Annotated in this window: 28 protein-coding genes and 2 pseudogenes; 8 read left to right on the top strand and 22 right to left on the bottom strand. The window is 40.9% G+C overall.

The annotated features are described in order from the left end of the window. Positions 1-64 precede the first annotated feature (64 nt). From C509_RS27170 to C509_RS0104825, 4 genes are read right to left on the bottom strand one after another with little or no spacing between them, the layout of a single operon-like run. The gene (locus tag C509_RS27170; RefSeq protein WP_018705786.1) at positions 65-196 is read right to left on the bottom strand and encodes a hypothetical protein; all 132 of its coding nucleotides are present in this window, start codon (positions 194-196) and stop codon (positions 65-67) included. Continuing rightward, entirely contained in the window at positions 197-898 is a 702-nt protein-coding gene (locus C509_RS0104835; protein WP_033369740.1) for an ORF6N domain-containing protein, read from the bottom strand. Positions 899-909: 11 nt separating this feature from the next. Continuing rightward, entirely contained in the window at positions 910-1,062 is a 153-nt protein-coding gene (locus C509_RS25980) for a hypothetical protein (protein WP_018705784.1), read from the bottom strand. Positions 1,063-1,073: 11 nt separating this feature from the next. Beyond that, the gene (locus tag C509_RS0104825; RefSeq protein WP_018705783.1) at positions 1,074-1,301 is read right to left on the bottom strand and encodes a helix-turn-helix transcriptional regulator; all 228 of its coding nucleotides are present in this window, start codon (positions 1,299-1,301) and stop codon (positions 1,074-1,076) included. A 166-nt stretch (positions 1,302-1,467) separates the two neighbouring features. On the opposite strand from C509_RS0104825, the gene C509_RS0104820 reads away from it, so the two are divergent. From C509_RS0104820 to C509_RS0104790, 7 genes and pseudogenes are all read left to right on the top strand, one after another. Continuing rightward, positions 1,468-1,899, top strand: a complete 432-nt coding sequence (locus C509_RS0104820) for a helix-turn-helix domain-containing protein (RefSeq protein ID WP_018705782.1) — start codon at positions 1,468-1,470, stop codon at positions 1,897-1,899. A gap of 162 nt (positions 1,900-2,061) precedes the next feature. Then, the gene (locus tag C509_RS0104815) at positions 2,062-2,646 is read left to right on the top strand and encodes an ImmA/IrrE family metallo-endopeptidase (protein ID WP_018705781.1); all 585 of its coding nucleotides are present in this window, start codon (positions 2,062-2,064) and stop codon (positions 2,644-2,646) included. A gap of 133 nt (positions 2,647-2,779) precedes the next feature. Continuing rightward, positions 2,780-3,142, top strand: coding sequence for a hypothetical protein (locus C509_RS0104810; protein WP_018705780.1), 363 nt, complete (start codon positions 2,780-2,782; stop codon positions 3,140-3,142). An 80-nt stretch (positions 3,143-3,222) separates the two neighbouring features. Beyond that, positions 3,223-3,861 carry a hypothetical protein gene (locus tag C509_RS0104805; RefSeq protein ID WP_018705779.1) on the top strand — a complete coding sequence of 213 codons (639 nt, stop codon included), beginning with the start codon at positions 3,223-3,225 and terminating at the stop codon, positions 3,859-3,861. A 107-nt stretch (positions 3,862-3,968) separates the two neighbouring features. Next, a complete protein-coding gene (locus tag C509_RS27445) occupies positions 3,969-5,381 on the top strand; it encodes a thermonuclease family protein (RefSeq protein ID WP_018705778.1) in 1,413 nt (470 codons plus the stop codon). A 33-nt stretch (positions 5,382-5,414) separates the two neighbouring features. Continuing rightward, a pseudogene (locus C509_RS26395) lies at positions 5,415-5,768 on the top strand (hypothetical protein). A gap of 108 nt (positions 5,769-5,876) precedes the next feature. Next, positions 5,877-6,548, top strand: a complete 672-nt coding sequence (locus tag C509_RS0104790) for a hypothetical protein (RefSeq protein WP_018705775.1) — start codon at positions 5,877-5,879, stop codon at positions 6,546-6,548. Here the strand turns inward: C509_RS0104790 and C509_RS26900 are convergent, their stop codons facing one another. Together C509_RS26900 and C509_RS26895 are read right to left on the bottom strand one after the other, a co-directional pair. Then, positions 6,549-7,265, bottom strand: coding sequence for a hypothetical protein (locus tag C509_RS26900; RefSeq protein WP_018705774.1), 717 nt, complete (start codon positions 7,263-7,265; stop codon positions 6,549-6,551). 87 nt (positions 7,266-7,352) lie between these two features. Next, positions 7,353-7,706 (bottom strand): annotated as a pseudogene (locus C509_RS26895) (sigma-70 family RNA polymerase sigma factor); the annotation flags it as partial. A gap of 157 nt (positions 7,707-7,863) precedes the next feature. On the opposite strand from C509_RS26895, the gene C509_RS0104780 reads away from it, so the two are divergent. Further along, positions 7,864-9,657 carry a M3 family oligoendopeptidase gene (locus C509_RS0104780; protein WP_245542432.1) on the top strand — a complete coding sequence of 598 codons (1,794 nt, stop codon included), beginning with the start codon at positions 7,864-7,866 and terminating at the stop codon, positions 9,655-9,657. Positions 9,658-9,703: 46 nt separating this feature from the next. Here C509_RS0104780 and mtnN read toward each other — a convergent pair whose 3' ends face one another. From mtnN to mnmA, 16 genes are all read right to left on the bottom strand, one after another. Then, positions 9,704-10,402: a 5'-methylthioadenosine/S-adenosylhomocysteine nucleosidase gene (gene mtnN / locus C509_RS0104775; RefSeq protein ID WP_018705771.1), complete on the bottom strand. Its 699-nt coding sequence runs from the start codon at positions 10,400-10,402 to the stop codon at positions 9,704-9,706. A 249-nt stretch (positions 10,403-10,651) separates the two neighbouring features. Then, complete coding sequence (locus C509_RS0104770; protein ID WP_018705770.1) at positions 10,652-11,281, bottom strand: DUF1510 family protein; 630 nt, start codon at positions 11,279-11,281, stop codon at positions 10,652-10,654. Positions 11,282-11,360: 79 nt separating this feature from the next. Next, complete coding sequence (locus C509_RS0104765; RefSeq protein WP_018705769.1) at positions 11,361-13,103, bottom strand: peptidoglycan D,D-transpeptidase FtsI family protein; 1,743 nt, start codon at positions 13,101-13,103, stop codon at positions 11,361-11,363. 156 nt (positions 13,104-13,259) lie between these two features. Then, positions 13,260-13,736: a transcription elongation factor GreA gene (gene greA / locus C509_RS0104760; protein WP_018705768.1), complete on the bottom strand. Its 477-nt coding sequence runs from the start codon at positions 13,734-13,736 to the stop codon at positions 13,260-13,262. A gap of 187 nt (positions 13,737-13,923) precedes the next feature. Then, on the bottom strand, positions 13,924-14,559 hold the full coding sequence (locus C509_RS0104755; RefSeq protein WP_018705767.1) for an O-methyltransferase: 636 nt from the start codon (positions 14,557-14,559) through the stop codon (positions 13,924-13,926). Positions 14,560-14,570: 11 nt separating this feature from the next. Further along, a complete protein-coding gene (gene mltG, locus C509_RS0104750; RefSeq protein WP_018705766.1) occupies positions 14,571-15,728 on the bottom strand; it encodes an endolytic transglycosylase MltG in 1,158 nt (385 codons plus the stop codon). Between the two features lie 186 nt (positions 15,729-15,914). Further along, the gene (locus C509_RS0104745; protein WP_018705765.1) at positions 15,915-16,202 is read right to left on the bottom strand and encodes a DUF1292 domain-containing protein; all 288 of its coding nucleotides are present in this window, start codon (positions 16,200-16,202) and stop codon (positions 15,915-15,917) included. A 6-nt stretch (positions 16,203-16,208) separates the two neighbouring features. After that, positions 16,209-16,634 carry a Holliday junction resolvase RuvX gene (gene ruvX / locus C509_RS0104740; protein WP_018705764.1) on the bottom strand — a complete coding sequence of 142 codons (426 nt, stop codon included), beginning with the start codon at positions 16,632-16,634 and terminating at the stop codon, positions 16,209-16,211. Positions 16,635-16,636: 2 nt separating this feature from the next. Continuing rightward, the gene (locus C509_RS0104735; RefSeq protein WP_018705763.1) at positions 16,637-16,906 is read right to left on the bottom strand and encodes an IreB family regulatory phosphoprotein; all 270 of its coding nucleotides are present in this window, start codon (positions 16,904-16,906) and stop codon (positions 16,637-16,639) included. A gap of 87 nt (positions 16,907-16,993) precedes the next feature. Then, positions 16,994-19,624 carry an alanine--tRNA ligase gene (alaS, locus tag C509_RS0104730; RefSeq protein ID WP_018705762.1) on the bottom strand — a complete coding sequence of 877 codons (2,631 nt, stop codon included), beginning with the start codon at positions 19,622-19,624 and terminating at the stop codon, positions 16,994-16,996. Positions 19,625-19,946: 322 nt separating this feature from the next. Further along, entirely contained in the window at positions 19,947-21,017 is a 1,071-nt protein-coding gene (locus tag C509_RS0104725; RefSeq protein WP_018705761.1) for an AI-2E family transporter, read from the bottom strand. Between the two features lie 92 nt (positions 21,018-21,109). Continuing rightward, on the bottom strand, positions 21,110-21,298 hold the full coding sequence (locus tag C509_RS0104720; RefSeq protein WP_018705760.1) for a hypothetical protein: 189 nt from the start codon (positions 21,296-21,298) through the stop codon (positions 21,110-21,112). Continuing rightward, entirely contained in the window at positions 21,270-21,788 is a 519-nt protein-coding gene (locus tag C509_RS0104715) for a PRC-barrel domain-containing protein (protein ID WP_018705759.1), read from the bottom strand. Before C509_RS0104715 ends, C509_RS0104720 begins: the two co-directional genes overlap by 29 nt. A 39-nt stretch (positions 21,789-21,827) precedes the next feature. Further along, a complete protein-coding gene (gene recD2 / locus C509_RS0104710; protein WP_018705758.1) occupies positions 21,828-24,224 on the bottom strand; it encodes an SF1B family DNA helicase RecD2 in 2,397 nt (798 codons plus the stop codon). Between the two features lie 21 nt (positions 24,225-24,245). Next, a complete protein-coding gene (locus tag C509_RS0104705; RefSeq protein WP_018705757.1) occupies positions 24,246-24,914 on the bottom strand; it encodes a tetratricopeptide repeat protein in 669 nt (222 codons plus the stop codon). A 480-nt stretch (positions 24,915-25,394) separates the two neighbouring features. After that, a complete protein-coding gene (mnmA, locus tag C509_RS0104700; protein ID WP_026319680.1) occupies positions 25,395-26,510 on the bottom strand; it encodes a tRNA 2-thiouridine(34) synthase MnmA in 1,116 nt (371 codons plus the stop codon). Between the last annotated feature and the right edge of the window lie 3 nt (positions 26,511-26,513).

Genomic DNA, 26,513 nt, shown 5'->3' with positions numbered 1-26,513 from the left:
GTTCAAATTCTGAACATGTTCCGAGGTTGAACAGACATTTGTTTCAAAGGCTAGTAAACTAGTATTAAGATGTAGTTTTCAGGGGATTTTTCCCCTTCTTGACATACTTCCTGGCAATCTCTATCAGTCGCTTTTGAGCGGCCTTCTTAACCTTCTGTGAGTGCTCACCTTCAATAATTGTGATTTTTCTTTTCAATCAGCTCACTCTCCTTGGAATCCAGTTTTCAACGTAGCGAATGGCCGACTGTAGTTCTCTGCGTTTCACATCTTTGTAGGAAGCTACTGCAAACCTATCTTTGATTTCCCGGTAAATTTCACGGAACAATTTCGGCCTTTCTTCTGGATCGTTGCAAAGTTCGTATACTTTAGCTGCAACTGCCTTTTGTAGTCGTCGCTGTTCACCATGGTCTAAGGTGATTTGCTCATCTACTTTTTGATCAACTTGTGAAACTAGCTTTCGAAGTTCATGTTGTTCTTTAATAATCGAATCACGGCTCTCCACAAGGTCTGCCGTCGTTCTGAGAACTGTTACTAATGCTTGGTCCTTTGACAATGGCACGATTTTTTCTTTAATACGGTAGTATTCATCGACTAACATTTCATAGGCATCCCAAGCTCGATCGGTATTCAGGGATTTTGCATGTAGCCAAGCTCCTTTTTCAGTCCAAAGATATAAAACGGATGTAAATTTCAGGCTGTCGTCAAATTGACGTGACCCTTTAAATTCCCTTAACTCTTCTCCGGTTAAGGAAAAATAATGCTTCCCTTGGGTGTACCTTTCAGAGTTACGCTGAAAATTTCTATTGATGATCTTAGTATCCGCTCCAAAAGATTCAGCGAGTTGCGCGGTTGTTAATACACGTTGTCCGTTTTGAGTGATTGGCTGTAAATGATTCATAGTTACCTCCTTTATGGATTTTGAATAACTTGCTGCTTGCATAGAAGGTCAAGCTCAACTTCCAGTTTTTTTATCACTTCAGGTACTTCGGAAAATGTGACGTTGTTGTTTGCTAGAACTTTGATTAATTGGTCAGTGACCATTTGTTTTTGATTGGAGTTCAAGGTGTCACCTCCTAACTGACTTCTTTTTCATTTAGCAACATTTTGTTGCTTTGATTTTCAAAAAAAAGAGTCCAATCAACATCAAGAACTGAGGAAATATTCTTTGCAATGGTAACGCTTGGTGTACGATCTCCGCTTTCTATCATGCCATAGTATTGTCGTTTAATACCGGCTTTGTCTGCAACTTCTTGATGAGTAAAATTTTTTGTTTTTCTTGCTGTTGCAAGCCAATCTCTCATCTAATGTTCACCTCCAAACGAAACGTTTTGTTGCTTTATTAATTAACATTATACGCAACAATTTGTTTCTGTCAACACTTTAACGCAATTTTTTGTTTCTATTTATTTACGCAACTATTTGTTGCTGTATACTATTACTTAATTGATGATTTGCGAGGAGAAAAAAATGAGTTTTCAAAAACGACTTAAAAAATTAAGGTTAAATAAAAAACTAACACAACAGGATGTCGCAAATTTGTTGGGAATCACACGGCAAGCGTATGGTTATTACGAGAGCGAAACGAGTAAAAGAGAGCCTGATCTTGCTTCAGTGAAAAAACTCGCAGAACTATTTGATGTAACTACTGATTATCTTCTTGGAAGAACTGTTAATAACGAAATAAATAATGAAGTCACTGTTGCTGGTCAAAAAATTACCCTTTCTCCAGAAGAGTTAAAACTTTTTGAAGAACTTAAGAAGAACCCGGTTCTCTTCCATGACTTAGCCTCAAATCCAGAACAAAAGATAAAAGAACTAATCAAACTCTATAAAATGAAAAAGATACTCCTTGAAGATGATCAAGAAGAAGCCGATGGATTTGGAGAATTAGAGGACTGATAAAAACAAAATAAATTATTGTTTTACATTTGCTTTACTAATTTAGACATTAAAGAAAGCGCACTCACGATCAAATAGGTCGTGTTTATTTTTATAAAAGCAACAGGAATATTTAACCATTACATTTGATATATACGTGGTTTGTTTACTGGAAGTGATAACATGCAGCTGGATAAAAAATATAATTTCGATTACTGGGAAGAACGAGCCTATAGGGTTCTCTCCCATTTTAACTATACATATCCCGATGAAATTGACATGTATGATATATGTTGGCGGTATGGTATCCAAATAAAACCGCTGGAACTGCCCTTTATGGATGAATCTGTAGCATATGAATCTATTAGTCATTTAAAGGCATTGTCCATTCCCAAAAATAAAGGGCGCCGAGGAACTATATACCTTAAACCAGGCCTAAGACCTATTGAAAAGAAACTGATCCTTGCTGAAGAGTTTTGTCACCTTTATAGTCATTGCCAATCACAACTATCCGAGGACCCTTATCAGATTGCCAAAACTGAAAATCAAGCCAAGCGTATGGCGGCATATCTTCTTATGCCAGAACATTTTTTAAAAACAGTTTTTAATGTAGCCATTGAAGAGGCTGTACTCATTTCTGACATTGCCGATTTTTTTGTTGTGACTGAGGAATTTGTACAATATAGAATGAACCTGACCTACAATAAAAAAATGGATGCTTTGCTATACGCAAATGGAAAATTAGGGACTTTTGAGTGGATAGATTAAAATCGATTTTCTTTTGAGATAGCTTGAATCTTAGGTCCCCGTTTGGAATTGGTATATCTATAAAAGCTTAAAATTTTTGTTAATATTAACGTTGGAACTATGCCACGAAAGAGGATAAAGAGGGAGGGAATATATGATATCTATGAAGAACGTTAGGAGAGGCTACACTCAGGCAGAATTTAATGAAACTGCATCCAACTGGTTGTTTGGTGAAATTCTATTGCTGTCTGTATTTTTAGGTCTTGCCTCCAGTTCATGGTGGGTGTTTGGAGGAATACTTTTAGGCATGATATTTATGCTTAGGGTTAGAAAACTAGCAATCATTTTATTGACATTATTGTCGATCTTTTGGACAGTTATAACTTTTTGGCTAGGATTGAAATATGGTGGCTACGGTGCTGCTTTTGTATTGTCAATAATAGTATTACTGGTAACTCGTGGTCTTCATCTTAGGGCCCTTGAATGGGTTGACGACGTACAATATACAGAGGAATAAATAGCAAATAAAAAGCATTATAGATAAGTCAAATAATAAATGATCTCTTTTTTAAGTACTTAAGAACAGGGAGAAAAGTTATGAAAAAAGTTTTTATTAGTGTGTTCATTTTGTTCTGCGCTCTAGCACTGGTTGCATGTACATCATCAGAATACAAAAAACACATGCAGCAAGGTAGAGAATTTGCTAAGGATTATCAACTTGAAAAAGCTGCTTCCGCCTTTAATAAAGCATTAAAGGAAAAACCTAATGATGAACAAGCTCTTACTGAGTTAAAAGAAGTCGAAGAGCGACTGGAAAAAATTAAACTAGAAGAATTAATTAAAGCCCAAGAAGCAGAAGAAAAGAAAAAAGAAGCTCAGAAAAAAACAAAAAGCAAAGAAAATAATGAATCAAGCGAAAACGGCTCACAAGATTTAACTGACGAGGAGTTCGATTCTTGGGTTAACGATCTTATCGAAACTGGTGATGGAATTATAACAAGTGTTGAACCCTCTATGGAAGATGATTGGGAAGTAACCAATGTATACGTTAGTTCCGATTTCTTCATTCCTAGTGTCGACCAACAATTGGCTATGGTGGAATCTGTAGGTCCTGCGGTTCAAGAAATGGTTGAACGATCTGGTAAATCTCCGTATACAGGCGTGGTCTTTAGATATGAAAAAGATGATCGCATTGTAGCAGAACCAAAACTAACTGGTGGTTATAAAATTAAATAATAGTAGATTAGCCCTTCGGGGCTTCTCTTATAAATATCTAATGAACAAAACACTTCCAAGAAGCTAAGCACTCTTTTTGCAACAAAATTAAAATGGGGGTAATTCAGGTGTTTCTTGATTTTTTGCTAATTATGGCCATCCTTGCTAGTGGAGCGGCATTATTAGCTTTTATTGTCCTCTCTATCATTAGAGGTTTATTTAAAAAAGGGCCATCATTTAAATTTATCAGTTTGATCACAGGCGTACCATTTCTGGCCTTATTCATTCTTACTTTTATTTTGGCACTTAATATTGAACCAACAGAGCAAGTATCAACGGCACCAGAAAAAGAAACTCAGACGAAGCAGGCTGAAACAGAAAAAACATTTACACCAGAATTAAAGATTGCTAGTGAGGTTATTGACAACCAAGTTGAAATTTCCGGAGAGACCAATTTTCCGGATGAAACCGCCCTCTTGGTTACCCTAAAGGATAGCAAGGACAAGAATGTAGAAAAAGCAGCTACTGTCCAGGACGGAAAATTTTCATTAGATGCCATTCCTATCGAAGAATTGAAGTCAGGAAAACAAGAGATAAAAGTATCGTTGCACGATGACCAACCTGATTCGGTTATAGAAGTAATAGGTCTCGATGGAAAATTATTGGCTGGTAAGTTTGTTGATGATGAAAAACAATTAAAAGTATCTGCCAAAGTAGATGTTCCCAGTGAGCGCTCCCCTCCTAGTGATGTAAAGGGAGAAAAAGTTAAAGTCACCCGTGTTGTTGATGGTGATACAATCGAAGTTGATTTAAATGGCAAATCAGAAAAAGTTCGAATGATTTTAGTAGATACCCCGGAAACTAAGCATCCACGGTTGGGAGTGCAGCCATTTGGTCCAGAAGCTTCTAAATTCACGACTAAAACCCTAGAGAATCAAATGGTCACCCTTGAGCTCGGAACGCAAGAAAGGGACAAATATGGCCGTCTCCTTGCCTATGTTTGGATTGAGGACAAGCTCTTTAATAATATGCTGCTTGAAAAAGGGTTTGCCAGAGTGGCCGTCTATCCCCCGAACACGAAATATCTTGATGAATTTGAAGCCACACAAGAAAAAGCTAAGAAAAAAGGCATCGGCATCTGGGCAATTGAAAACTATGCTCAAGATGATGGATTTAAAGAGCCGGAAAGGGAAAAAGAAAAAGCTGTTGCTATTGCTCCTAAGAAAGATACAAATCAACCACCTTTGAAGAAAGCTGAACCGAAGCCAGAGCCACAACCTAAAAAGCAAGTAGCTCAGCCGGAGCCAAAGGCAGAAACTAATCCTGCTCCACAGCCCAAACCTGAAACAAAGCCGGCACCAGCTCCTAAGCCAGAACCGAAGCCTGCGCAGGATCAAGCAGCTTGCAATATCAAAGGTAGTCAAAATGGAATATATCACGTTCCTGGAAGTACTTATTATGACAGGACAACAAACGTAGCTCAGTGGTTCTGTTCTGAACAAGAAGCGCAAAATGCTGGTTATAGGGCTCCGAAAAGATGATAACAACAATGTTTGAAGAAGCTAACATTAGAGATGGAGGGAGAAAAGTTGGCTCAAACTAATAAGGTTGAAACGTACAAAGGTAGAAGTTCATTCTTTGATGGTGGTCTACTACAATACATAGGTTGGGTTATTCTTGGTACACTTGTCACGGTTTGCACCTTTGGTATTTGCTATCCATGGTCCATTACGATGATCTATGGATGGAAAATTAATCACACTGTCATCGAAGGTAATTGAATGCAATTTCATGGTTCTGCAATTGGTTTATTTGGTCATTGGATTAAATGGTGGTTCTTTACGGTCATTACACTCGGTATTTATGGATTTTGGGTGTTTATCAAGCTCGAAGATTGGAAAGCTCGTAATACTACGTTTGTAAATTAGAATAAGCCCTTCCGGGCTTTTCTCTATTATAAAAAATAAACGATAGGGTGAGTTAGAAAAACTGCGAATAAATTAAGTATCCAATTGTACTAAATAGGAGGAGATCCATTGGCTAAGTCATTTCTTATTTGTAATGTTAATAGATTTTTTGCTGATGAATTTTTAGTACCTATTCAACAAACCCTTCTTAAGGACGAAGGTAGTTCAGAAATAAGTCTTAAAATAAACATCTCGAATTTCCATTTAGGTTTTGACCAGTACATTTGCCATCACGACTATATACATAAAAGAAGAGGAAGGGTTTTCGGGAGAGACTTTAATCATTACTTTGAACCTCTTAATTTTTATTCTTACTATCATGATATTGATAATTTATTAATCATTCAGACTAAGACTGATGCAAGCTTAGACTTTGTTAACAAATTAAACTCCACCAATCGCTATGAATTGGATCCGGTAAATATGGATTTCAAAAAAATGATCCCTTTAATATCAGAAGTTGCTGGTGCCTGGATTGCCGACTTAAAGCGTGCCCATTTGAAAACAGCTGGGTTCTTTGGTCCAAATGTTCATAAAAGTGAAGAGTATAAGGAAGCTGCTGCAGAGGGAAACGTCTCATCCATACAGATGAAATATATTGCGGAACACGATGGAAACGAGTACTATGTTGCAATTTCTAAGAAAGGATCTATAATTCTTTACGACTCACTTTCCACTGTGGAAGATGAACTATATTTAGTTTGCGATGTATTTAATAAATTAATAAAGCCCCACCTATAGTTAGCGTGGGGATAATGATAAATATTCTTTGGATAAATCGGTTAGCTTGCTAAGACTATCAGTATGAAGTTCAATGGATTTTTTGTTTATACTAACCTTTTCGTTATCGATATTAAACTTTACATTGAAAGTATTAATTTCGTTTGCATTCAAACGCCTAACAAAAAATCCAAAATAGGGATTATACTCCTTAAAGTTAATGTTTAAGTAGTAATCACTACTATCTTCCTTTGCTATTCGTGATAAACCTTCAAGCAAGCCGCCGATTTCCTTTTGTATGATTGTTCTGGACCTTCGGTAGGAAACTTCCAAATCATCTATCGTAAATCGGATTTGGTTCTCTTCGATGACAATCTCAAACGCTAATGTATTGATTTTGTAAAGCACCCTGCAGTTGCTTAATTTTGTTATTTTTATTTCTTCGTACTTGGACAAAAAAAACGAATCGATTTTTCCTAGCATTTCGTAATGGAAATTCCCACAAAGTTCAACTTGCATGTTCCATATACAATCGGGATTTTTCACAAAAAACCAAATGCTTTTGAGTTGCATATAAAACCGTTCAGATTGACTCCAGGTCAGTTGAAAAGAAAAAAACAACCAACCAACTATTAATGTTCCGTTCGTAAAGAATGATCCGGGGTTAATTAAAATGTTGATAATAATTAATGCGAAAGCAACAACCCAAACAGAAGCTAATAAAACTGTTTTCCTCAAGTTGCCCCCCTCCTTCTTTAATCGGTTATGTATATTGTACTCCTTCTTTAAATCAGATTCAATGAATTCAAGAATTTCCATCTACCCTAATGACATTATAATCTCATTCTCTATGCAGCGAGCCGCATAGGTCGCAAGTTTTGTTCCTTTTCCGAACGAATAGCTTTCAATGGCCTTGATCAATCCGATAGTGCCTATGGAGATCAAATCTTCCGAGTCTTCCCCTGTATTTTCAAACTTCTTTACAATGTGGGCGACAAGTCGGAGGTTGTGCTCAATCAATATGTTTCGTGCTTCTTCATCCCCTTCAGCCATTCTCATTAAGTATTTTTTTTCATCTTCCGGAGAAAGCGGCTGAGGAAATGCATTATTTTTCACATATGACACAAGAAAGACCAGTTCTTTGAATAGCAAGCCGATAGCGGTCAGAATTCCCGACAATTCCTCACCCCCCTAATGTAATGACCCACTGGTTACATGTATATGATGGAAAAAAAAGACAATTGCTTGTCTCTCCAAAATAGTTCTTTTTATATTAGCTTTGTTATGAAAAAATAACAGATTATCATATAATAAAAGAAATTTCTATAGGAGGAGAATGCTTTTGACTCCAAGTACATATTCAATGACATGGGATCTAGATGTTATTTTTCCCGGGGGCAGTTCATCTAAAGAATTTCGGGACCACCTGGAGAAAGTGGAGAAAGAAATTCATTCATTCGAAGCAAGCATAAAGAGCTGGGATGCCTCAGGCAGTGAAGATAGTGGACTATCCGATATTCTGGAAAAGTTTCAAAAGGCCGACTCAGGTCTTGAACAAGCCGAATCTTTCGTATCGTGCCTTCAAGCACAGAATACAGATGATGTAAATGCCAATGAGCTAAGAGGAATTGTCACTGCATTAGCTTCACAACTTAATACGGCATTGACCCATTTGGATAAGGCCATTCTTGAAATTGATGACTCTGTCTGGAAGAGCCTCGTTGAAAACGAACATTTAAATGAATTGAGTTTCATTCTGAATGAAAGGCGCAGGCAGGCGGTAGATAAATTGTCAAAAGAAGAAGAAGCCTTGATCAATGATTTAGCGGTGGACGGCTATCACGGCTGGGAAGAAATGTATGATGCGATTGTCAGCCAACTATGTATTCCTTTTAAAGAAAATGGCAAGGAAGTTCTTTTATCTGTCGGCCAGGCCCAAAATAAGTTTTCAAGCCTTGACAGGCAAGTACGGAAAAATGTATTTGATGAATGGGAAAAAGCATGGGGCAAAAATGCTGAACTCATTGCTACTACATTAAATCATCTTTCCGGCTTTCGCCTGGCTGTATATAAAAAACGAGGCTGGAATGATGTTTTAAAAGAGGCCTTGGAATATAACCGAATGAGCAAAGAGACATTGGACATCATGTGGAAAGTCATTTCAGATAACAAGAAGCCTTTTGTAGAATTTCTCAAAAGAAAAGCTCACCTGCTCGGAGTTGAAAAGCTGAATTGGTATGACTTGGATGCCCCTGCTACTGATTCATCAAAAACATATACCTATCGGGAAGGTGCCGCCTTTATCATCGATCATTTTGGTAAATTTGGCGATGAACTTTCCAAGTTTGCTGAAAAAGCGTTCAAAGGCAGATGGATTGAAGCAGAGGATCGGCCTGGAAAGCGGCCTGGAGGTTTTTGTACTTCCTTTCCTTTGAGCAGCCAGTCCAGGATTTTCATGACATACTCAGACACATACGAAAATGTTTCGACCCTTGCACATGAATTAGGTCATGCTTTCCACACTTATGCAATGAAAGATGTCCATCCTTTAAACTGTCATTATGCAATGAATGTAGCTGAGACCGCCTCTACATTCGCCGAAACGATCGTTGCTGATGCAGCGTTTGAACAGGCAAAAGAGAATAGTGAGAAGATCGCACTCCTGGAAAGCAAAATCCAAAATTCCATTGCCTTTTTCATGAATATTCATGCCCGCTTTCTTTTTGAGACACGCTTCTACGAGGAACGCAAAAAGGGTATGGTAAGCACGGAAAGACTGAACCAATTAATGGAGAAAGCGCAGAAAGAAGCCTATGCCGACTCATTAAGTCAATATCACCCGTATTTTTGGGGATCCAAACTACATTTCTATATTTCAGACATTCCTTTCTATAACTTCCCTTATACGTTCGGCTATTTATTTTCACTTGGAATTTATGCCCAGGCAAAGAAGGAAGGCAAAGGTTACGAGGAAAAATACATTTCACTTCTGAAAGACACTGGAAGAATGACCGTTGAAGAATTGGCTAAAAAACACTTGGGAGCGGACTTGACGAAGGAAGATTTTTGGCAGGCAGCTGTTGATCTCTGTATAAAAGACGTAGAAGAATTTCTTGAATTAACCAAATAAAAGCTTGTTGAATGAAAAGCCGAAGGCGTCTGCCTTCGGCTTTGTATTATTTTTCCAGCCCCTTAATCATCTCCATGACAAGGTTGGCTGAATTGACTGAAGCTTTTTCAATGAATTTATCAAATGAGATTTCGGATTTCTGACCGGCGATGTCTGATAAAGACCTGATGATGACAAATGGAATGTCGAATTGGTATGCTACTTGGGCGATCGCCGCTCCTTCCATCTCCACTGCTTGAATATCGGGAAATTTTCCCCTGACAAACTCAACTTTGTCAGGGTCACTCATAAACGTATCGCCGGTAGCAATCAGCCCTTTGACTGCCTGAACCCCTTCAATCGATCGTGCTGCAGCTTCGGCAATTTCAATCATTGATGCATCCGCCTTAAAAGCTTCCGGTAGCTGGGGAACCTGGCCGTATTTGTATCCAAATGCGGTTACGTCAACGTCATGATGGCAAACCTCACTCGAAATAACAAGGTCACCGATTTTCAGCTCCGAATTATACCCACCGGCAGATCCCGTATTGACTACGACATCTGGGTTATACCTTTCAAAAAGGATAGCTGTGGCCATGGCTGCATTTACCTTTCCTATCCCGGATTTTGATAAAACGACTTCTTTACCTTGTAAGGTTCCGATAAAATACTCACAATGAGCGATCACTTCTGCCTTATGCACATCCATTTTTTCGCGCAGCAGCTCAACCTCTTCTTCCATCGCTCCTATAACTGCTATTTTCATTTCTCCTGCTCCCTTGTTCTGTTAATAAAGTCTAAATTTTTTACCGTCCCGCTTCCCGGACAGGATGTCGCGTCCTGAGTCTGCCGAAACCACAGGATATAGCCACCCTGAGGCAGTCTGCGTCACCGCGTTGCCCGCCTGTTAGAGCCAGCGATTCAAAGATCAAACCAATCGCTTTTGAAGGCCGATTACTCCAGCACTTGTCTGCTCCTTGTCGCCGATAAGCAGGCAAATTCGCCGATTTCTTAATTATCTTTTATCATTTTGAATCAGTTTTTTTACTTCGACAGGCTTCCAGCCTTCACCGGTAACCCATTCGATATTTACGCGGTATGTATCATCGCTGTTCTTTGCGGATACTGTCAATTCGGCTTGATTGTCTGGATCGTCACCGCCGGTGACCCACCATGTAGTCATGTTTTCAACAGGAATGTCGACGGCATAAGCAGCGGCCTTGAGCTTTTCATTCCAGTCAGTTGTTCCCATGTTATATGATGATTGATGACCGTCTCCCTGCTCAGTCCCTATCGGTTTCCAGGCAGGATTGATCAAGACTTTTTCAACATTCGGTTCATCACTTTCTATCTCTTCCAATTTGCCGTTTTCATCTTCCTCCTCTTCATCTGGTGTATCCTCTTTTGAGTTATCATCGGTCTCGTCACTCTTGTCAGCAGGTTTGTTAGTAATTTCTTTTTCGGTATTCTGCGGGCGTTTCGCCTGTTCTTCCCCCGTATCACTTCCGCCGAAAAAGATGGTTCCTCCTACAAGTAAAATTAAAATGATGACTACCGCAATAAGCGTGTTTAGAACAATATTCGTTTTTCTCCGTTTTGCACGAAGAGCAGAGCGTGATTTATCATCCTTGAAATCTATCGGCATTAAAAATCCCCCCCGTCATTGTACCTATAATATCATGGACAAGGGAAAACATGCATCCATTTTTCACGTGGAAGGCAAGTCATGGGTTTTGTTGATGAATCATCTGAACAATATCAGCGAACAGAAGATTGACACCGCCTTGATCGTCGGGTACATCCACATTCACAGTAACAAGCACATATTTAGGGTCATCAAATGGGAAGTAACCAGCAAACCATTTATGATGTAGCTGTTCTCCATCATGAAGGACCGAAGTTTCTGCAGTGCCGGTTTTTCCAGCCACCTCATATGGCAAATCCTTAAGAACGCTTCCCGTCCCTTCAGGGTCGGTTACTACTCTCCTTAGAAGTTGTTGCATTTTAATCGCTGTGTATGGCGATAATTGCTCTCCCTCCGGCTTTTGAGGGTTGAATGAAGTCATTGTTGTTCCATCACCATATTGAATCTCGTTTACCGCCCTGACAGACATTTTTTGTCCTCCTCTTGCAATCGAGGCTAGCATGTTTGCCACAGCTATCGGAGAAAGGCGGACCTCCTGCTGGCCGATACCGGTCTGCGCTATGAAATTTTGGTCTTTTCTGCTTTCTTTATCAGCAAAGATTCTGCCGGAATCATGCTCAAACTGTTTAAATTCCCTTAGTCGGAACACATCCCCCTGCCATGAGACAGAGTCAAGCAAACCAAGCTTTCGAGCATAATCTTCAAGAATCTTCGGGTCTTTTTCCATTAAAGATAACGCCAATTCTGCAAAGGTGCGGTTGCAGCTCCTGGCAAAGCTTTCCTCAAAATCCAGGCGGCCTAGATTCCGCTCAGCAGGGTTTCCCCTTATATCTAAATCACACCGGAACTGATCCTTTTCTGATACAAGCCCTTCCTCTACCGCTGCTGCAGCGATGACTGTTTTAAACACTGATCCCGGTATGAGCTGCTTGAACATCATATTTTTTGATCCTTCATCGAAAAAAGGATCCCGGCTGTTAATGCGAGGCCTTGAAGCGACTGCCAATAAATCGTTTGTCTCAACATCAAGCAAGATTGCTCCACCCTTTTGAATGTTATGTTCATCCAACAAGTGTTCAATCTCTTTTTGCAAATTTTGGTCAATCGTTGTTTTGATATGCAACGGAAAAAAAGGATTGGCCTGACCTGCATATTTAACATCGATACCGAATAAAGGGTTTCCTATTCCATCAACATGATAGACAAATTTAGATTCACTTTCAGCCTGCAGAAACTCATCAAAACTTTTTTCCAAACCTGAAAGTCCAACAGACTTATTTCTCCAATCTTTGTCAGGGTAGCGGCTTTTAAATATTTCCTCATTTTCTCCATAAACGCCAATGAATTGTCCAGCGGGGGGATGCTCAGGAAATATTTTCTTTTTAACAGCGAACACTCCGGGAATTTGAAGCTGGTTGATATCATCAGCTTGCCTCTCTGTTAATAAAAGCGGGTCCTTCCCCCCTGCAACGATAGGCTCCCTGGACCCCTCCACTTGTTTTATAAGATCCTGATGGGAAACATTTAAGATTTTTGCAACTTGTGCACTGTTCCAGTCCATTTTTTTGATAAAAGGAAAAATGACAAGCACTGATTTTTCCTCGTAGGAAAGCGGGTTTCCATCCCTATCGAGGAACTGCCCCCTTCCGTCATCCAAAATCAGCTCATGTGTTCTTTGCCTGACACTCTCCTTAATTAAGTTCACGTGATTTTCAGAAAAATTCTCAGCCTGAAATAATTGTATTTGCATTAACCTTCCCAAGAGGCCAGCCATCATCATAAATATCAGAACTGTTATGAACAATATTCGTTTTTGCAGCATTTCAAGCACCTCTTTCCCATTGTTGCCGCGAGTGGAAAGAGATATAACCCTAAGAATAAAATCCTTTGTGGTTGGCTGCTTCTAAAATCCTGCACGAGGTTGCAACCCATTAAAAAACACGGATATGCCTTTTTTGAAAGGCACCCGTGTTTTTTGTCAGTTGATTGAAACGATCTTTACTCTCATTTCACCGCCAGGCGTCTGAACTGTTACCTCCTCATTCACTTTTTGTCCCATCAGACTTTTGGCGATTGGTGAATCGTTGGAAATTTTGCCTTCAAACGGATCGGCTTCGGCACTTCCGACTATGGTATATGTTTCTTCGTCGCCGTCAGGAAGCTCTTTGAACGTAACCGTTTTCCCGAGAGACACTTTATCAGAATTTAGATCATCTTCTTCAATGATTTTCGCATTGCGGATCATGTTTTCCAAAGTGGTTATTCGTCCCTCAACAAACGCCTGTTCTTCTTTCGCAGAGTCATATTCCGAGTTCTCCGAAAGATCCCCAAAACTTCTTGCCACCTTTATCCGCTCTACCACTTCTTTTCTTCGAACGGTTTTTAAGTAATCAAGTTCCTGTTCCAATTTTTCTTTTCCGGCTTCTGTCATATGAAATTCTTTTTCTGCAGCCATTTCCCTTCACTCCTTATAATTCCCTCATCCATACAAGATGGATTATCTGGTCATGAAATACATGACAGCGCGCCACATGGAGGGCGCGCTATCTATTATTCAAATTAGTTCTTTATGTTATTATCTATGTCATCATATTACAAAAATGACTTTTGTTCAAGAGCATGGGCATCAGTTTAGTATATATTCATCGCTTTTTGCTCACTGCAAGCCCGTCCCCTACAGGAATAATGGTGGTAATATACCCTTCATGCTCCATAAGAAACCTATTGAATTCCTTCATTTTTCTAGCAAGACTTCTGAAACGCCGCTGTTGGACGATTTCTTCCGCAACATACCCCCTGAATAAGACATTATCAGAGTAAATGCATCCCCGGTCGCCAAGCAGCGGGCCATACATATTGAAAAATTTCATATACTGGCCTTTTGCTGCATCAATAAAAATAGCATCATAAGGGCCTCGTTCCGTGACTTTATCAACTAACTCCAATGCATCGCCTTCCAATATGGTTATTCGTCCATCTGCACCGGCTTTCCGGAAGTATTTCCTTGCCTGTTCCGCTCTTACCGGGTCTATTTCTAAGGTTACAATTTCCACATCAGGCAAAGCATCTGCCATCCTTAATGCCGAATAGCCGATTGCTGTTCCAACTTCCAATATTTTAGCCGGATTTTGCATCCTCATGAATTGAAGCATCACCTCGATAGCCATTTGTTCCATAATCGGAATGTGCTCTTTTTCTGCAACTTTCTCCATTTCCTCAAATAGTTCATTTCTTGTCGGAAGCAAGGATTCAATATAATGATCAATGGAACGATCCATTTTCTTGACACCTACTTCCTTTTATCCGTGATATATTTTGCTTTTAATTCATTATGCTCTTTTAATGTTTTTGCATAATGGACTTCCCCAGTGCCATGTTCAGCCAGGAAGTACAAATATTGGCTGTCTGCCGGGTTTAGTGCTGCCTCAATTGACGATTCACCCGCATTGGAAATCGGTCCTGGCGGCAGACCTTTAACTTTATACGTGTTATATGGTGACTCCACTTTTAGATCTTTATACATGGTCCGCTTTTTGTGTTTGCCCAATGCATATAAAACAGTAGGATCTGTCTGAAGGGGCATGTCCTGATCAAGGCGGTTATAGAAAACACTTGAAATCAAATGCCTGTCCGCTTTTTCCGTTGCTTCCTTTTCAATCAGAGATGCCATCGTTAACAGTTCATGGATACTGATATCCTTTTCTTCTATTTTATCCGAATACTTCGCTATAACTTCCTGAGTTTTTTTAATCATCGGATCGATGATTGCCTCAATGGATGGCTTTTCTTCGTAATATGGATAGCTCGCCGGATATAAATACCCTTCCAATGGATGTTTCACTTTGTTGCTTAACGCATTATCCGTCAAAAGCTCCGGATATTTTTCTTCAAAAAGCTTAACAGTCTCTTCTTTATCAAGTTCCTTCAATACCTTTTCTTTCGGTTCACCTGTCTGTTTTGAAATCAATCCAGCTATTTGATCCAAAGAATAACCTTCCGGAACCGTAATTTTAAATGCCGGCTTTTGAGCCAGAATCCCGGTTTGCAGGTTTTGCGAGATCTCTTTCAATGACATGGATGGTGAGAATGTATAAGTACCAGCCTGAAAACCTGATATGTTATTCAATTTGACATAGTATTTGAAGACGGAGGAGTTTTTTATAACTCCTTTATCTTCAAGCAACTTTCCAATGGAAGTTGTTGATGAACCGATTGGCACTTCCACTTGGATCTCTTTTTTACTGTCTGAATCAACCGGTTTGAGGGCAGATTTTATATATAAATAACTGCCAAGTGCGGCTATTAAAAGCAAAGCACCGCAAGTCAGCGTTATAATGGAAACAATTTTTCTTATGATGACTGCCTCACTCCTTTTTTCGAGCAAATTCTCTTTCATCAAAGCTGCCCGTGCCTGCTTATCTATTTTATTTTTTTCTTCGTTCTTCATTAAGCAGGGGTCCCCCTCCCGATATTGCTGATATTTTGTTTGCGCACCACACCTATTATACAATAATTTTATTGAACGTCAGCGAAAATCCACTGATTTGATCGAAAGTGCCAAAAAGAAAGGTGTCGTGGTGCGTACGGACATAAAAATACGCCGACCTGTTATATCCGGATCGGCGTATTTTTATTACTCTTCTTCCTCTTCAGCAAGGAAGGTGTTGAGCATTTCTTCTATCATGTCCCATTCCTCATCGGTATCAATAGGCTGCATATTCCCTGCTTCTCCATTTTCGTTTGGAGTATAAGAGGATGCGTGAATCTCAATTTCTTCGTTTTCATCATTATCTGCTCCAGCAGGATAATATAAAACATATGATTTGTTGAATTCATCAGAGTCGAAAGTGAAGAGCACTTCAAATAATTCTTCGTTGCCTTCTTCATCTACAACTGTAATATAATTTTCACCATTTTCCATTAGTAATCACCTCATTATTTGTTGGCTATCCAAGAAACTTTGCAATATCATTGCAGCTGCCATTTTATCGATGACCTTTTTCCTTTTCTTTCTGCTGACATCCGCTGCAAGAAGGACCCTTTCGGCCGCCATTGTACTCAGTCGTTCATCCCATAACTGGACAGGCAGCTGAAACCTGCTTCTTAATTTTTCAGCATAAGCCATCGACGCTTCTCCGCGTGGGCCAATCGTATTGTTCATATTCTTTGGCAGGCCGACAATGATTTGTCCAATACTGTATTCTTTAATAATTTCACCAATCCGTTCAAATCCAAACCTGTTTTTTTCTTCATCGATTGATACTGTCTCAATACCTTGGGCGGTCCAGCCCATTTCATCGCTGACTGCGACCCCCACTGTCTTGGAGCCAACATCAAGGCCCATCATTCTCAAATTTACTTCTCCTCACGATGCTGCTTTAAATAGGACTTCACCAGCTCTTCGATGATTTCATCCCTTTCCAGCTTCCTCATAATATTACGTGCATCTTGGTGCCTTGGAATATAGGCGGGGTCGCCGGATAACAAATAACCGACTATTTGATTGATTGGATTATAACCCTTTTCTTGAAGAGCCCCGTATACATGCAGTAAAACTTCTTTAACGTCATGTTCCATTGGATCTTCATAAAACTCGAAACGCATTGTTTTATCAAAAGAGCCCATTTTCAACAACACCTTCTTTCAGAACTTGCGTACAGATTGGCCCGGCTGTCAAACATTACCTTCATTGTACATGATTTGAAGCCGGAATCAAACGGATTTTATCCATTCGCCCACATATGATAGAGCTGATTCCAATTGATCAGGATTTTTTCCTCCGGCCTGAGCCATATCCGGACGGCCTCCACCGCCTCCACCACATCGGGAAGCAACCTCTTTGACCAATTTTCCAGCATGATACCCTTTTTCCATCAGATCTTTCGTTACTCCGGCGATAATATTCACTTTTCCGTTTTGCGCCGATCCAAGCACGACAATCCCTGAACCAAGCTGCTGCTTTAAATCATCCCCCATATTTCTCAGTGTATTCATATCCGCACCCTGGACAATGCTGGCAATTACTTTGATCCCCTCAACCTCCTTGGCTTTTTGGACAAGGCTTCCTGCTTCGACATGAGCCAGTTTTGATGTAAGGGATTCATTTTGCCTTTGGAGTTCCTTTAATTCCAGAAGGAGGGCTTCCGTTCTTTCCACCGTTTGAGCCGGCTTGGTCTTCAACTTGTCAGCCACAGCATGCAAGTCTTTAACCTGGTCATCCATGAATCGGAACGCATGCTCCCCAGTCACCGCTTCAATCCTGCGCACTCCAGCCCCAATTCCGCTTTCAGCAACAATTTTAAACAAGCCTATTTCAGCAGTATTGGATACATGACAGCCTCCGCACAATTCCAGACTGTCTCCTGCGGATACAACACGTACGTCTTCTCCGTATTTTTCACCGAATAGAGCCATGGCTCCCATTTCTTTCGCTTCTGCCAAACTTGTCAGTTTCGTGACAACGGGATGATTGGCCCAAATATCACGGTTAACCCTCTCTTCAATCATTTTCAATTCTTCATCTGTTACAGACCCAAAATGAGAAAAGTCGAAACGGAGCCTTTCCGGTCCAACATATGAGCCTGCCTGATTAACATGGATGCCTAGAACATCCTTCAATACCTTATGCAATAAGTGGGTTGCTGTATGGTTTTTGATGATTTGGCTGCGCATTTTCTCATCGACTTTTGCATTTACAGCACTGCCGGTTTTGATGGTGCCTTCTTTGACAATCCCGGTATGCAAATTCTGGCCGTTTGGAGCTTTTATGACCTTGATTACTTCAACTTCCAAGCCAGGTCCACTTACAATTCCACGGTCAGCAACTTGGCCGCCGCTTTCCGCGTAAAAAGGCGTGACATCCAATATGAACTGGATTTCCTCCCCTTTGCCCGCTTTTTCAGTCATACCGCCGTCCTTTATGATAGCCAGAACGACTGAATTCACATCAAGGCGCTCATAACCTACAAACTCACTGCTGGTAGTCAATTCTGCGAGCGTTCCGCTTTGAACCTGCATTGAATCCGTTTCGCTCCTTGCAGAGCGGGCTCTTTCCCTTTGCTTTTCCATTTCTTTTGCAAATCCATCATGATCGACTTTCATTTGCGCTTCTTCAGCATATTCTTCTGTTAATTCAACAGGAAAGCCGTACGTATCGTAGAGTCTGAAAACATCCTCCCCAGAAATCATATCCTTTCCTTCCGCTTTCGCACTTTGAATCATTGAAGATAAGATTTCCAATCCATCATGCAATGTTTCGTGGAAGCGTTCTTCTTCATTTTTGATCACCCGCTGAATGAATTCCGCGTTCTCCAGTACTTTAGGATAGAAATCCTCCATGATGTTACCCACCACAGGCACGAGGTGGTACATGAAAGGTTTTTCAATCCCTAATTCTTTTCCATAGCGGACAGCCCTGCGGAGCAGTCTCCTCAATACATATCCACGTCCTTCATTAGAAGGAAGCGCGCCATCGCTTACGGCAAAGGCAACAGTCCGCACATGATCGGCGATCACCTTGAATGCAGTATCCTTTTCCGTATCTTCACCATATGTTTTCGATGATAGCTTTTCTGTCTCTTTAATGATCGGCATAAACAAATCGGTCTCAAAATTAGTAGGGACGTCTTGAACAACAGAAGCCATCCGCTCGAGTCCCATTCCTGTATCGATGTTTTTCTTTGGAAGAGGTGTGTATGACCCGTCTGGATTGTGATTGAACTGTGAAAAGACAAGATTCCAGATTTCAAGGTATCTTTCATTTTCTCCACCTGGAAATAGCTCAGGGTCATTCGGATCGTCGCCATATTCCGGTCCCCTGTCATAGAAAATCTCTGAATTCGGGCCGCTCGGACCTTCACCGATATCCCAGAAGTTCTCCTCTAGACGAATGATCCTTTCTTTCGGCAAACCGATCACTTTATTCCACAGTTCAAAGGCCTCATCGTCTTCAGGATGGATCGTTACAGACAGTTTTTCCGGATGAAATCCAATCCATTTTTCACTTGTAAGAAATTCCCATGCCCATTCAATTGCTTCTTTCTTGAAATAATCCCCAATGGAAAAGTTGCCGAGCATTTCAAAGAAGGTATGATGTCTAGCCGTTTTTCCGACATTTTCAATATCATTTGTCCGAATGGACTTTTGAGCGTTCACTATTCTCGGATTTTCGGGAATCACCCTTCCATCGAAATATTTTTTAAGTGTTGCAACACCGCTATTGATCCATAACAAGGATGGATCATCATGTGGAATGAGGGAAGCACTAGGCTCAAGCTTATGTCCTTTTTCCTGAAAAAAATCCAAAAACATCCTTCTGATTTGTGAGCCGGTCAGTTTTTTCATGAATTTTCCTCCTCTAATTACAAAATAAAAAAAGCTCCTCCCCAGCCAGGGGCGAAGCTTGCACGCGGTACCACCCTGATTTAACAAAGCAAAATCTTTGTCATCTCTCAGGACCTTAACGCGGTGAACGGCAGGCTTTTAACTGCACTCCGGATTAGCTCATTATTACTCTTCATCTGGAATTTCTTTCAGCCGCGGAAATTCCTCTCTTCCACAACAGAACAGCCTGTTGCTCAGATGGGCAGTAATAAGAATGGATCCTTCTTCGTTTTCAAGTATTAACTACTAGAAATTATAGGTAATGAGAAATCCTTTGTCAATGTTAAGTCTGTTTTGCCTTGATAAAATGATCACGTGAATGGACAACAGCCACTTTTACAATCGCCAAAAAAGGAACGGCGACAAGCATACCGATCACACCTCCCCATTCTCCACCTACAATCAAAGCGGCAATAATAAAAAGCGGGTGGATGTTGATAGATTTCCCAACGATAAAAGGGGATAGGACATTCCCCTCCAACAGCTGGAGAAAAACAATAATTCCGGCGGACATTAACGCTAGCTTGACTGAGCTTAGCAAAGCAATGGCAATGATAGGTACAGCCCCGATCACCGGACCAAAATAGGGAATAATATTGGTAAAAGCTACAATTGATCCCATAATCACAGGATAATCCAACCCAATCATCCAAAATAACAGGCTAGAAATCGTTCCGATCAATACACAAACGAGCAACTGGCCACGGATGTATCCTCCAAGGGAAATATTGACAGCAGAAAGAAATTCCTTTCCTTGTTTCCGCCATTTTTTAGGCGTCATGTACCAGGCAGCTTTTTTGATCAAATCCAAATCCTTCAATATGTAGAAAGAAATAAACGGGATGACTGCCAAAATAAAAACAAAATTGATCAACCCTTTAAAAATGGACATCATTTTTTCCAAAAACCGGGTTAGCCATTGTTCAAAGTCATCAACGCGTTCTTCAATTTGTGCCTGTATTCCATCCGGCCATCTTGATGTGGATTCATGCAAATCTTTGACCAACCCTTTGTAATGGCCCGCCAGTTCTGGAATGCGTTCCGAGAAATGGCTTACTTGGTCAATAAGCACAGGAATCCCTATGTAAACAGAATAGCCTATTCCCCCAAAAAACAGCACATAAATGGCAAGAATAGCCACAATCCGATTGATGCCAAGCAATTCTAATTTCTCAACAACCGGGTGCAGCAAATAAGCAATAAACCCCCCAATGACAAACGGAAGGAGCCCTATGCCCACAATAGTAAATATCGGTTTCCAAAGGGGTTTTATCAAAAGAAAACAATAAAGAATGATAAATAATAATAACACGACAGCCAAATTGTATAGTAAGCGGAGCCGCTTTTGCTTCAAAATCTTCCCTCCTTCGATTAGTTTTCCGCATTTTTTATGTTTTTAATCGAGAGGAAGAAAAAAATAAGAGACTGCCTCATCAAAGGCAGCCTCTAGCTCAATTTGCGTTCCCGCTCGTCAAACAAGTCATCCAAGGAACTCAAGGTACCATCTTCTTCCACCTGATGGGTATAAATGATTTCCTCTCCGATGGAAAGTTCGATGAAGCAATTCCAGCAGTAATACTGATTGACCCCAATTTTACCAAGGTCCTTACTTTGACAATTCGGACATTTCATCATGGGCATTGCCACCTCGTTGATTAATTGCCGACACGATGATGGCATCCTTTCCTATACTCGGAGGAATAAGGGTACGGATTATCCTCTTCCCTTCCGTTATGTCTGAAAAAAATCCATCGGTCAGCTCATATCCAACGATTGTGCCCTCTTTTTCCAAAAAATATACGTCATCCAGCATTCCGAGCTGTTCGCCATGCGGCGTCATTGTCATTTTCTTGGCTAAAGGGCGCCCATGATGCATGGTATACTCATCATCAAGCTCCTGGTATTTGGAGCAATGCCCGTTGCTGTCGACCATGATTCCATCCTCGCCAAAGGATGAAATAGACTGGACGGGAACACGCAGCTTTTTACCGATGAACCCTTTCATCTGCAGCAAAAGATCTGTCACCATTCCCTCATCGCCTATGCAAATGTCGCAAACTTCACCTAACAATTCACCATTCCGGTCATAAACCGGCATCCCTTTCAATAAAGAAAATGTCCGCAAAAAGAAACACCGCCTTTTTCGAACATTTTTATTTTCTGCTCAATCGAGGAAATCATAAGGTGAAACATTTTCCATACCAATCATGGGATCTGTCATGAAAAGTTTATCTTCATATGATAATTCTTCTTGATTGAAATTGTCATCCATTTTTTCTTCTATTTGCTGTTTATTCTCACCTGCCAGCTTCTCACGCAATGTTGTTTGTCTTTTCTGGTCATCTTCACGCTCAATTCCAACACGAAATGCACTTTCTTCCCCGCACAAAATTAAAAATTGCCGGCTCCTTGTTATAGCTGTATATAATAGATTCCGACGTAGCATCCGATAATAATTTCTTACAACGGGAAGAATGACAATCGGAAATTCGCTTCCCTGAGATTTATGGATAGAACAGCAAAAAGCATGGGTGATCTGATTAAAATCCTGGCGCATGTATGTTACTTCCGTCCCCTCAAAAGAGACAATGATCATGTCTTGTTTTTCGACATTTTCCTTCGCATACAATATTGATATAATTTCACCGATATCTCCATTAAAGACATTTTTTTCAGGCTGGTTGACGAGTTGCAGCACTTTATCCCCTATCCTGAATTTAGTCTCACCCAGGACGATCTCCTTATTTCTTTTATCTTTTTTGGGATTAAAAACTTCCTGCAAAATTTTATTCAAGTTATCGATTCCTGCAGGTCCTCTGTACATGGGTGCCAGTACCTGAATATCCTTAGCGGTGTATCCTTTCGATATAGCATTTTTTACAACCTGTTCAACAACGTCCCCGATTTGCGGTGCCTGACATTTGATAAAGGAACGGTCTTTCCGCTGCACTGTAATATCTGCTGGTATGTTCCCATTCTTTATCTCATGCGCCATTTCCACAATCGACGAACCGTCAGCTTGACGATAAATATCTGTTAATTGAACAACCGGGAGAGTATTGGATGCCAAAAGATCTTTAAGAACTTGACCGGGTCCAACTGAAGGAAGTTGATCTTCATCCCCTACAAGAATGACTTGGATGGAATCAGGGAGGGATTTGAACAGCTGATGAGCAAGCCAAGTGTCGACCATCGACACCTCGTCGATAATCACGATATTCCCCTCTATTTGCCGATCACTTTCTGCATCCATGTCCTCCTGACCTGACATGCCCAATAGCCGATGAATAGTCATGGCCGGAAGCCCAGTCGACTCCGCCATCCTTTTTGCGGCACGCCCGGTCGGGGCAGCCAAAATAAACGGAAATACGTCTTCCCTTTTATATGCATGAGGATCGAGGGAACATCCGTGAAGCTCGGCATACAGTTCCACAATCCCTTTTATGACGGTCGTCTTACCAGTTCCGGGACCTCCAGTCAGGATCATCAGCGGACTAGTAAGAGCCGTTTGGATCGCTTCCTTTTGTGAGGGTGCATACTGGACTCCCAATCTCTCCTCCAAATTCCCAAGCGCCAATAAAAACTCAGATTCAGGGAATTGATCGGCGTATTGCTTTTGATCCAGAATCCTGCGAATGTTTGTAACAAGACCTTTCTCGGAAAAGTAAAGCGACGGAATGTACACTCGCTGTTCTTCCCCGATTATTTTTCCTTCCTCTTTCAATTGAATGAGAGAATCAGCAATTAATTGAAAAGGGATCTCGACAGCCTGGCTGCTTTCCAATAGCTGTTTTACCTGTTCAAGGAGCTGCTCCGCATCCAAATAGACATGGCCGTTTTGCATACATTGCTGTTCAAGAACATACAAGCAGCCTGCTTTGATCCTGTCCGGATGATTGCTGACAATACCTAGCTGGACTCCCAGCTCGTCAGCCCTGCCGAATCCAATCCCCTCTACATCTTCAATAAGCTGATAAGGGTTTTTTTCAATAATGGTTAATGTTTCTTCTTTGTAAACCTGGTAAATTTTCATGGATATTTGCGGTCCAAACCCGTATTTGTTCAAACCGATCATTACCTGCTCAAGTCCCTGATGTTCAAGCAAAGTCTCATATAAATCTTTTGCAACTTCAGGAGAAACTCGTGGTATTTCATCCAAAACAGAAGGTTTGCTTAAAATGATACTGATAGCATTCTCTCCGAGTGCTTCCACGATTCTTTTAGCTGTTTTTTCACCAATACCCTTGAATAAATCACCGGAAAGATACATGATGAGACCTTGTTTGGTCTGGGGCATTTCCTTTTTGAAATGCTTTGCGTGAAATTGCAGACCGAACTTAGGGTGTTCCTTGAATCCTCCGTAAAAAATATACGTTTCTTGTTCGTGTATTTTTGGAAAATAACCTGTGATGACCGCTTCTTTTTCTTTGTATTCCTCGTTAGTCTCTTCCACTTTAATTCTTATGACTGAATAAAGGTTTTGTTCATTATGAAAAATCGTGACGAGGGGCCGGCCCTTTATGAACTTTTCATCTTCAGAAAACAGATCGAGCGAATCCACTGCCGGGACCTCCCCTATTGCTTAGTCTTGCTCTTTCAACGCCTGTTCCACCAGTTTTTTTCCATTACCGGCAAGAATATGGTCAGGCTGGATAGCCAACGCTTTATTAAAATATTCCAAGGCATTTTCCAATAGATTTTCCATTCCCGAATATGCAACTCCCAGATTATAAAAAGCATCCGCATGCTCGGGATCCGCTTCGACCACTTCTGTCAGCTTCTTAATCGCTTCGTCCATGACTCCTGCCCGGGCCAATGCAAGTCCGTACTGAAATTTTGCTTCAGTATCCGTATCATCCAGTTCCACACTCCTTTGAAGGTATGGGAGTGACAACTCATTCCTGCCCAGATTTACAAAACACATGCCAAGCATGTAATGTAAATCATTTGTTTCCGGCCCGATGGCCAATGCTCTTTCAAACATACCGGCGGCTTCCGGATATTTCTCCTGATTAAAGTATAAATTCCCATAACTATAGTAGGCCGCTGTCGCCTGATCATCCAGTTCAATTGCGCGCTTTAAAAATTCCTCCGCCCGCTGGGGATCTCCAACTGACAAAAGAACGTTCGCAAAGTTTACATAACCTACGGGATCTTTCGGGTTTTCTTCGATGGCCTCCGTAAACATCTGGACGGCTTTTTCAATTTCTCCCTGTTGTAAATATTCAATGCCCTGCTTGTTTTTTTCCATTTGCTACACTCCGTACATAAGTTCTTTTACTATAAAATTATAACATATACGACTTAAGAAAAGTGCGACCGCCCGCTTGACGATGTGTAAACCTCCAAAGGAATGCGTAGCCGCCTAGATCATTAGGCAATTCCCATTCATTAGCTTTGGCCACTTATGAACTTGAGGCGCTGGCATTTCGCAGACGGACAACACATCAAGTCGCCACCCACATCCAATGCAGGCTCAGGACGCAATATCCTGCGTTTCGCTTGCGTATAGTACTACTTGTACACCCGTGGTACTAAGGGAATCCACTAAATAGGAGCTCATATTGACTGATCGTATGCTCCGAGCAGACTCCTCGAATAAAAGGTGTGCGAGGTTTGCTAATCCTGGGTACTGACTGGATCTAAAATCTAAATTTGAATGAAAATTCTTTTAAATATGATTTTATTATCACTTTGAAAAAGCTGCTTATGAGTATAAGCAGCCTTTCAATTATCCAACATATGTTAATTTTTGTCCATTGCGGAAAATCCGGTCAATCGTTCCTCCACCAAGGCAAACATCACCATCATAAAAGACGACAGCCTGTCCAGGAGTTACGGCTCTTACCGGCTTTTCAAATATGACTTCGGCTTCATTTCCAGGCACCAATTTCACTGTGACTTCCTCATCGGGCTGGCGGTAACGGAACTTTGCCGTACAAGTAAACTCCTGCCGTTTTTCCTGATCCGAAATCCAGTTAACCCTGATTGCCTGTATACTGTCTGAGTATAATGCCGGATGATGGAATCCTTGTTCCACATATAAAACATTTCTCTCAAGATTTTTCCCGACAACAAACCACGGATCGCCTGCTCCGCCGATACCAAGACCATGGCGCTGACCGATTGTGTAATACATCAAACCGTCATGGGTGCCAATTTTTCTTCCTTCCAAGGTTTCCATATCACCTTTTTGAGCCGGAAGATAGCCACTTAAGAACTCCTTGAAATTCCGTTCTCCGATGAAACAGATTCCAGTGCTGTCTTTTTTTTCTGCAGTGGCCAATCCCGCTTTTTTCGCAATTTCCCTTACCTTTTTCTTGTCGATATCCCCGAGAGGAAACATGACTTTTTGAAGCTGGTCCTGAGTCAGTTGGTTTAAAAAATACGTCTGATCCTTGTTTTGATCGATACCCCTCAGCATTTTAACTTCCCCATGGTTGCGTTCAACCCGAGCATAATGGCCTGTAGCTAAATAGTCGGCACCAAGCTTTAGTGCATGATCCAAAAATGCTTTAAATTTTATTTCCTTGTTGCACATTACATCAGGGTTAGGCGTTCTTCCTGCTTTATATTCATCAAGAAAATAAGTGAACACCTTATCCCAATATTGCTGTTCAAAGTTGACGGCATAATACGGTATACCGATTTGATTGCATACCCGTATGACATCATTATAATCTTCAGTAGCCGTGCAGACGCCGAATTCATCCGTGTCATCCCAATTTTTCATAAAAATTCCGATCACATCATAACCTTGCTCTTTTAAAAGCAGGGCTGCTACAGAAGAGTCGACTCCACCGGACATACCGACGACCACACGTGTATCTTTCGGTGCTTTTTTCATGGT

Origin of the sequence: Siminovitchia fordii DSM 16014 = CIP 108821 (assembly GCF_000374565.1) — a bacterium.
Taxonomy (GTDB): Bacteria; Bacillota; Bacilli; order Bacillales; family Bacillaceae_C; genus Siminovitchia; species Siminovitchia fordii.
This window is presented reverse-complemented; position numbering and strand designations above follow the sequence as displayed.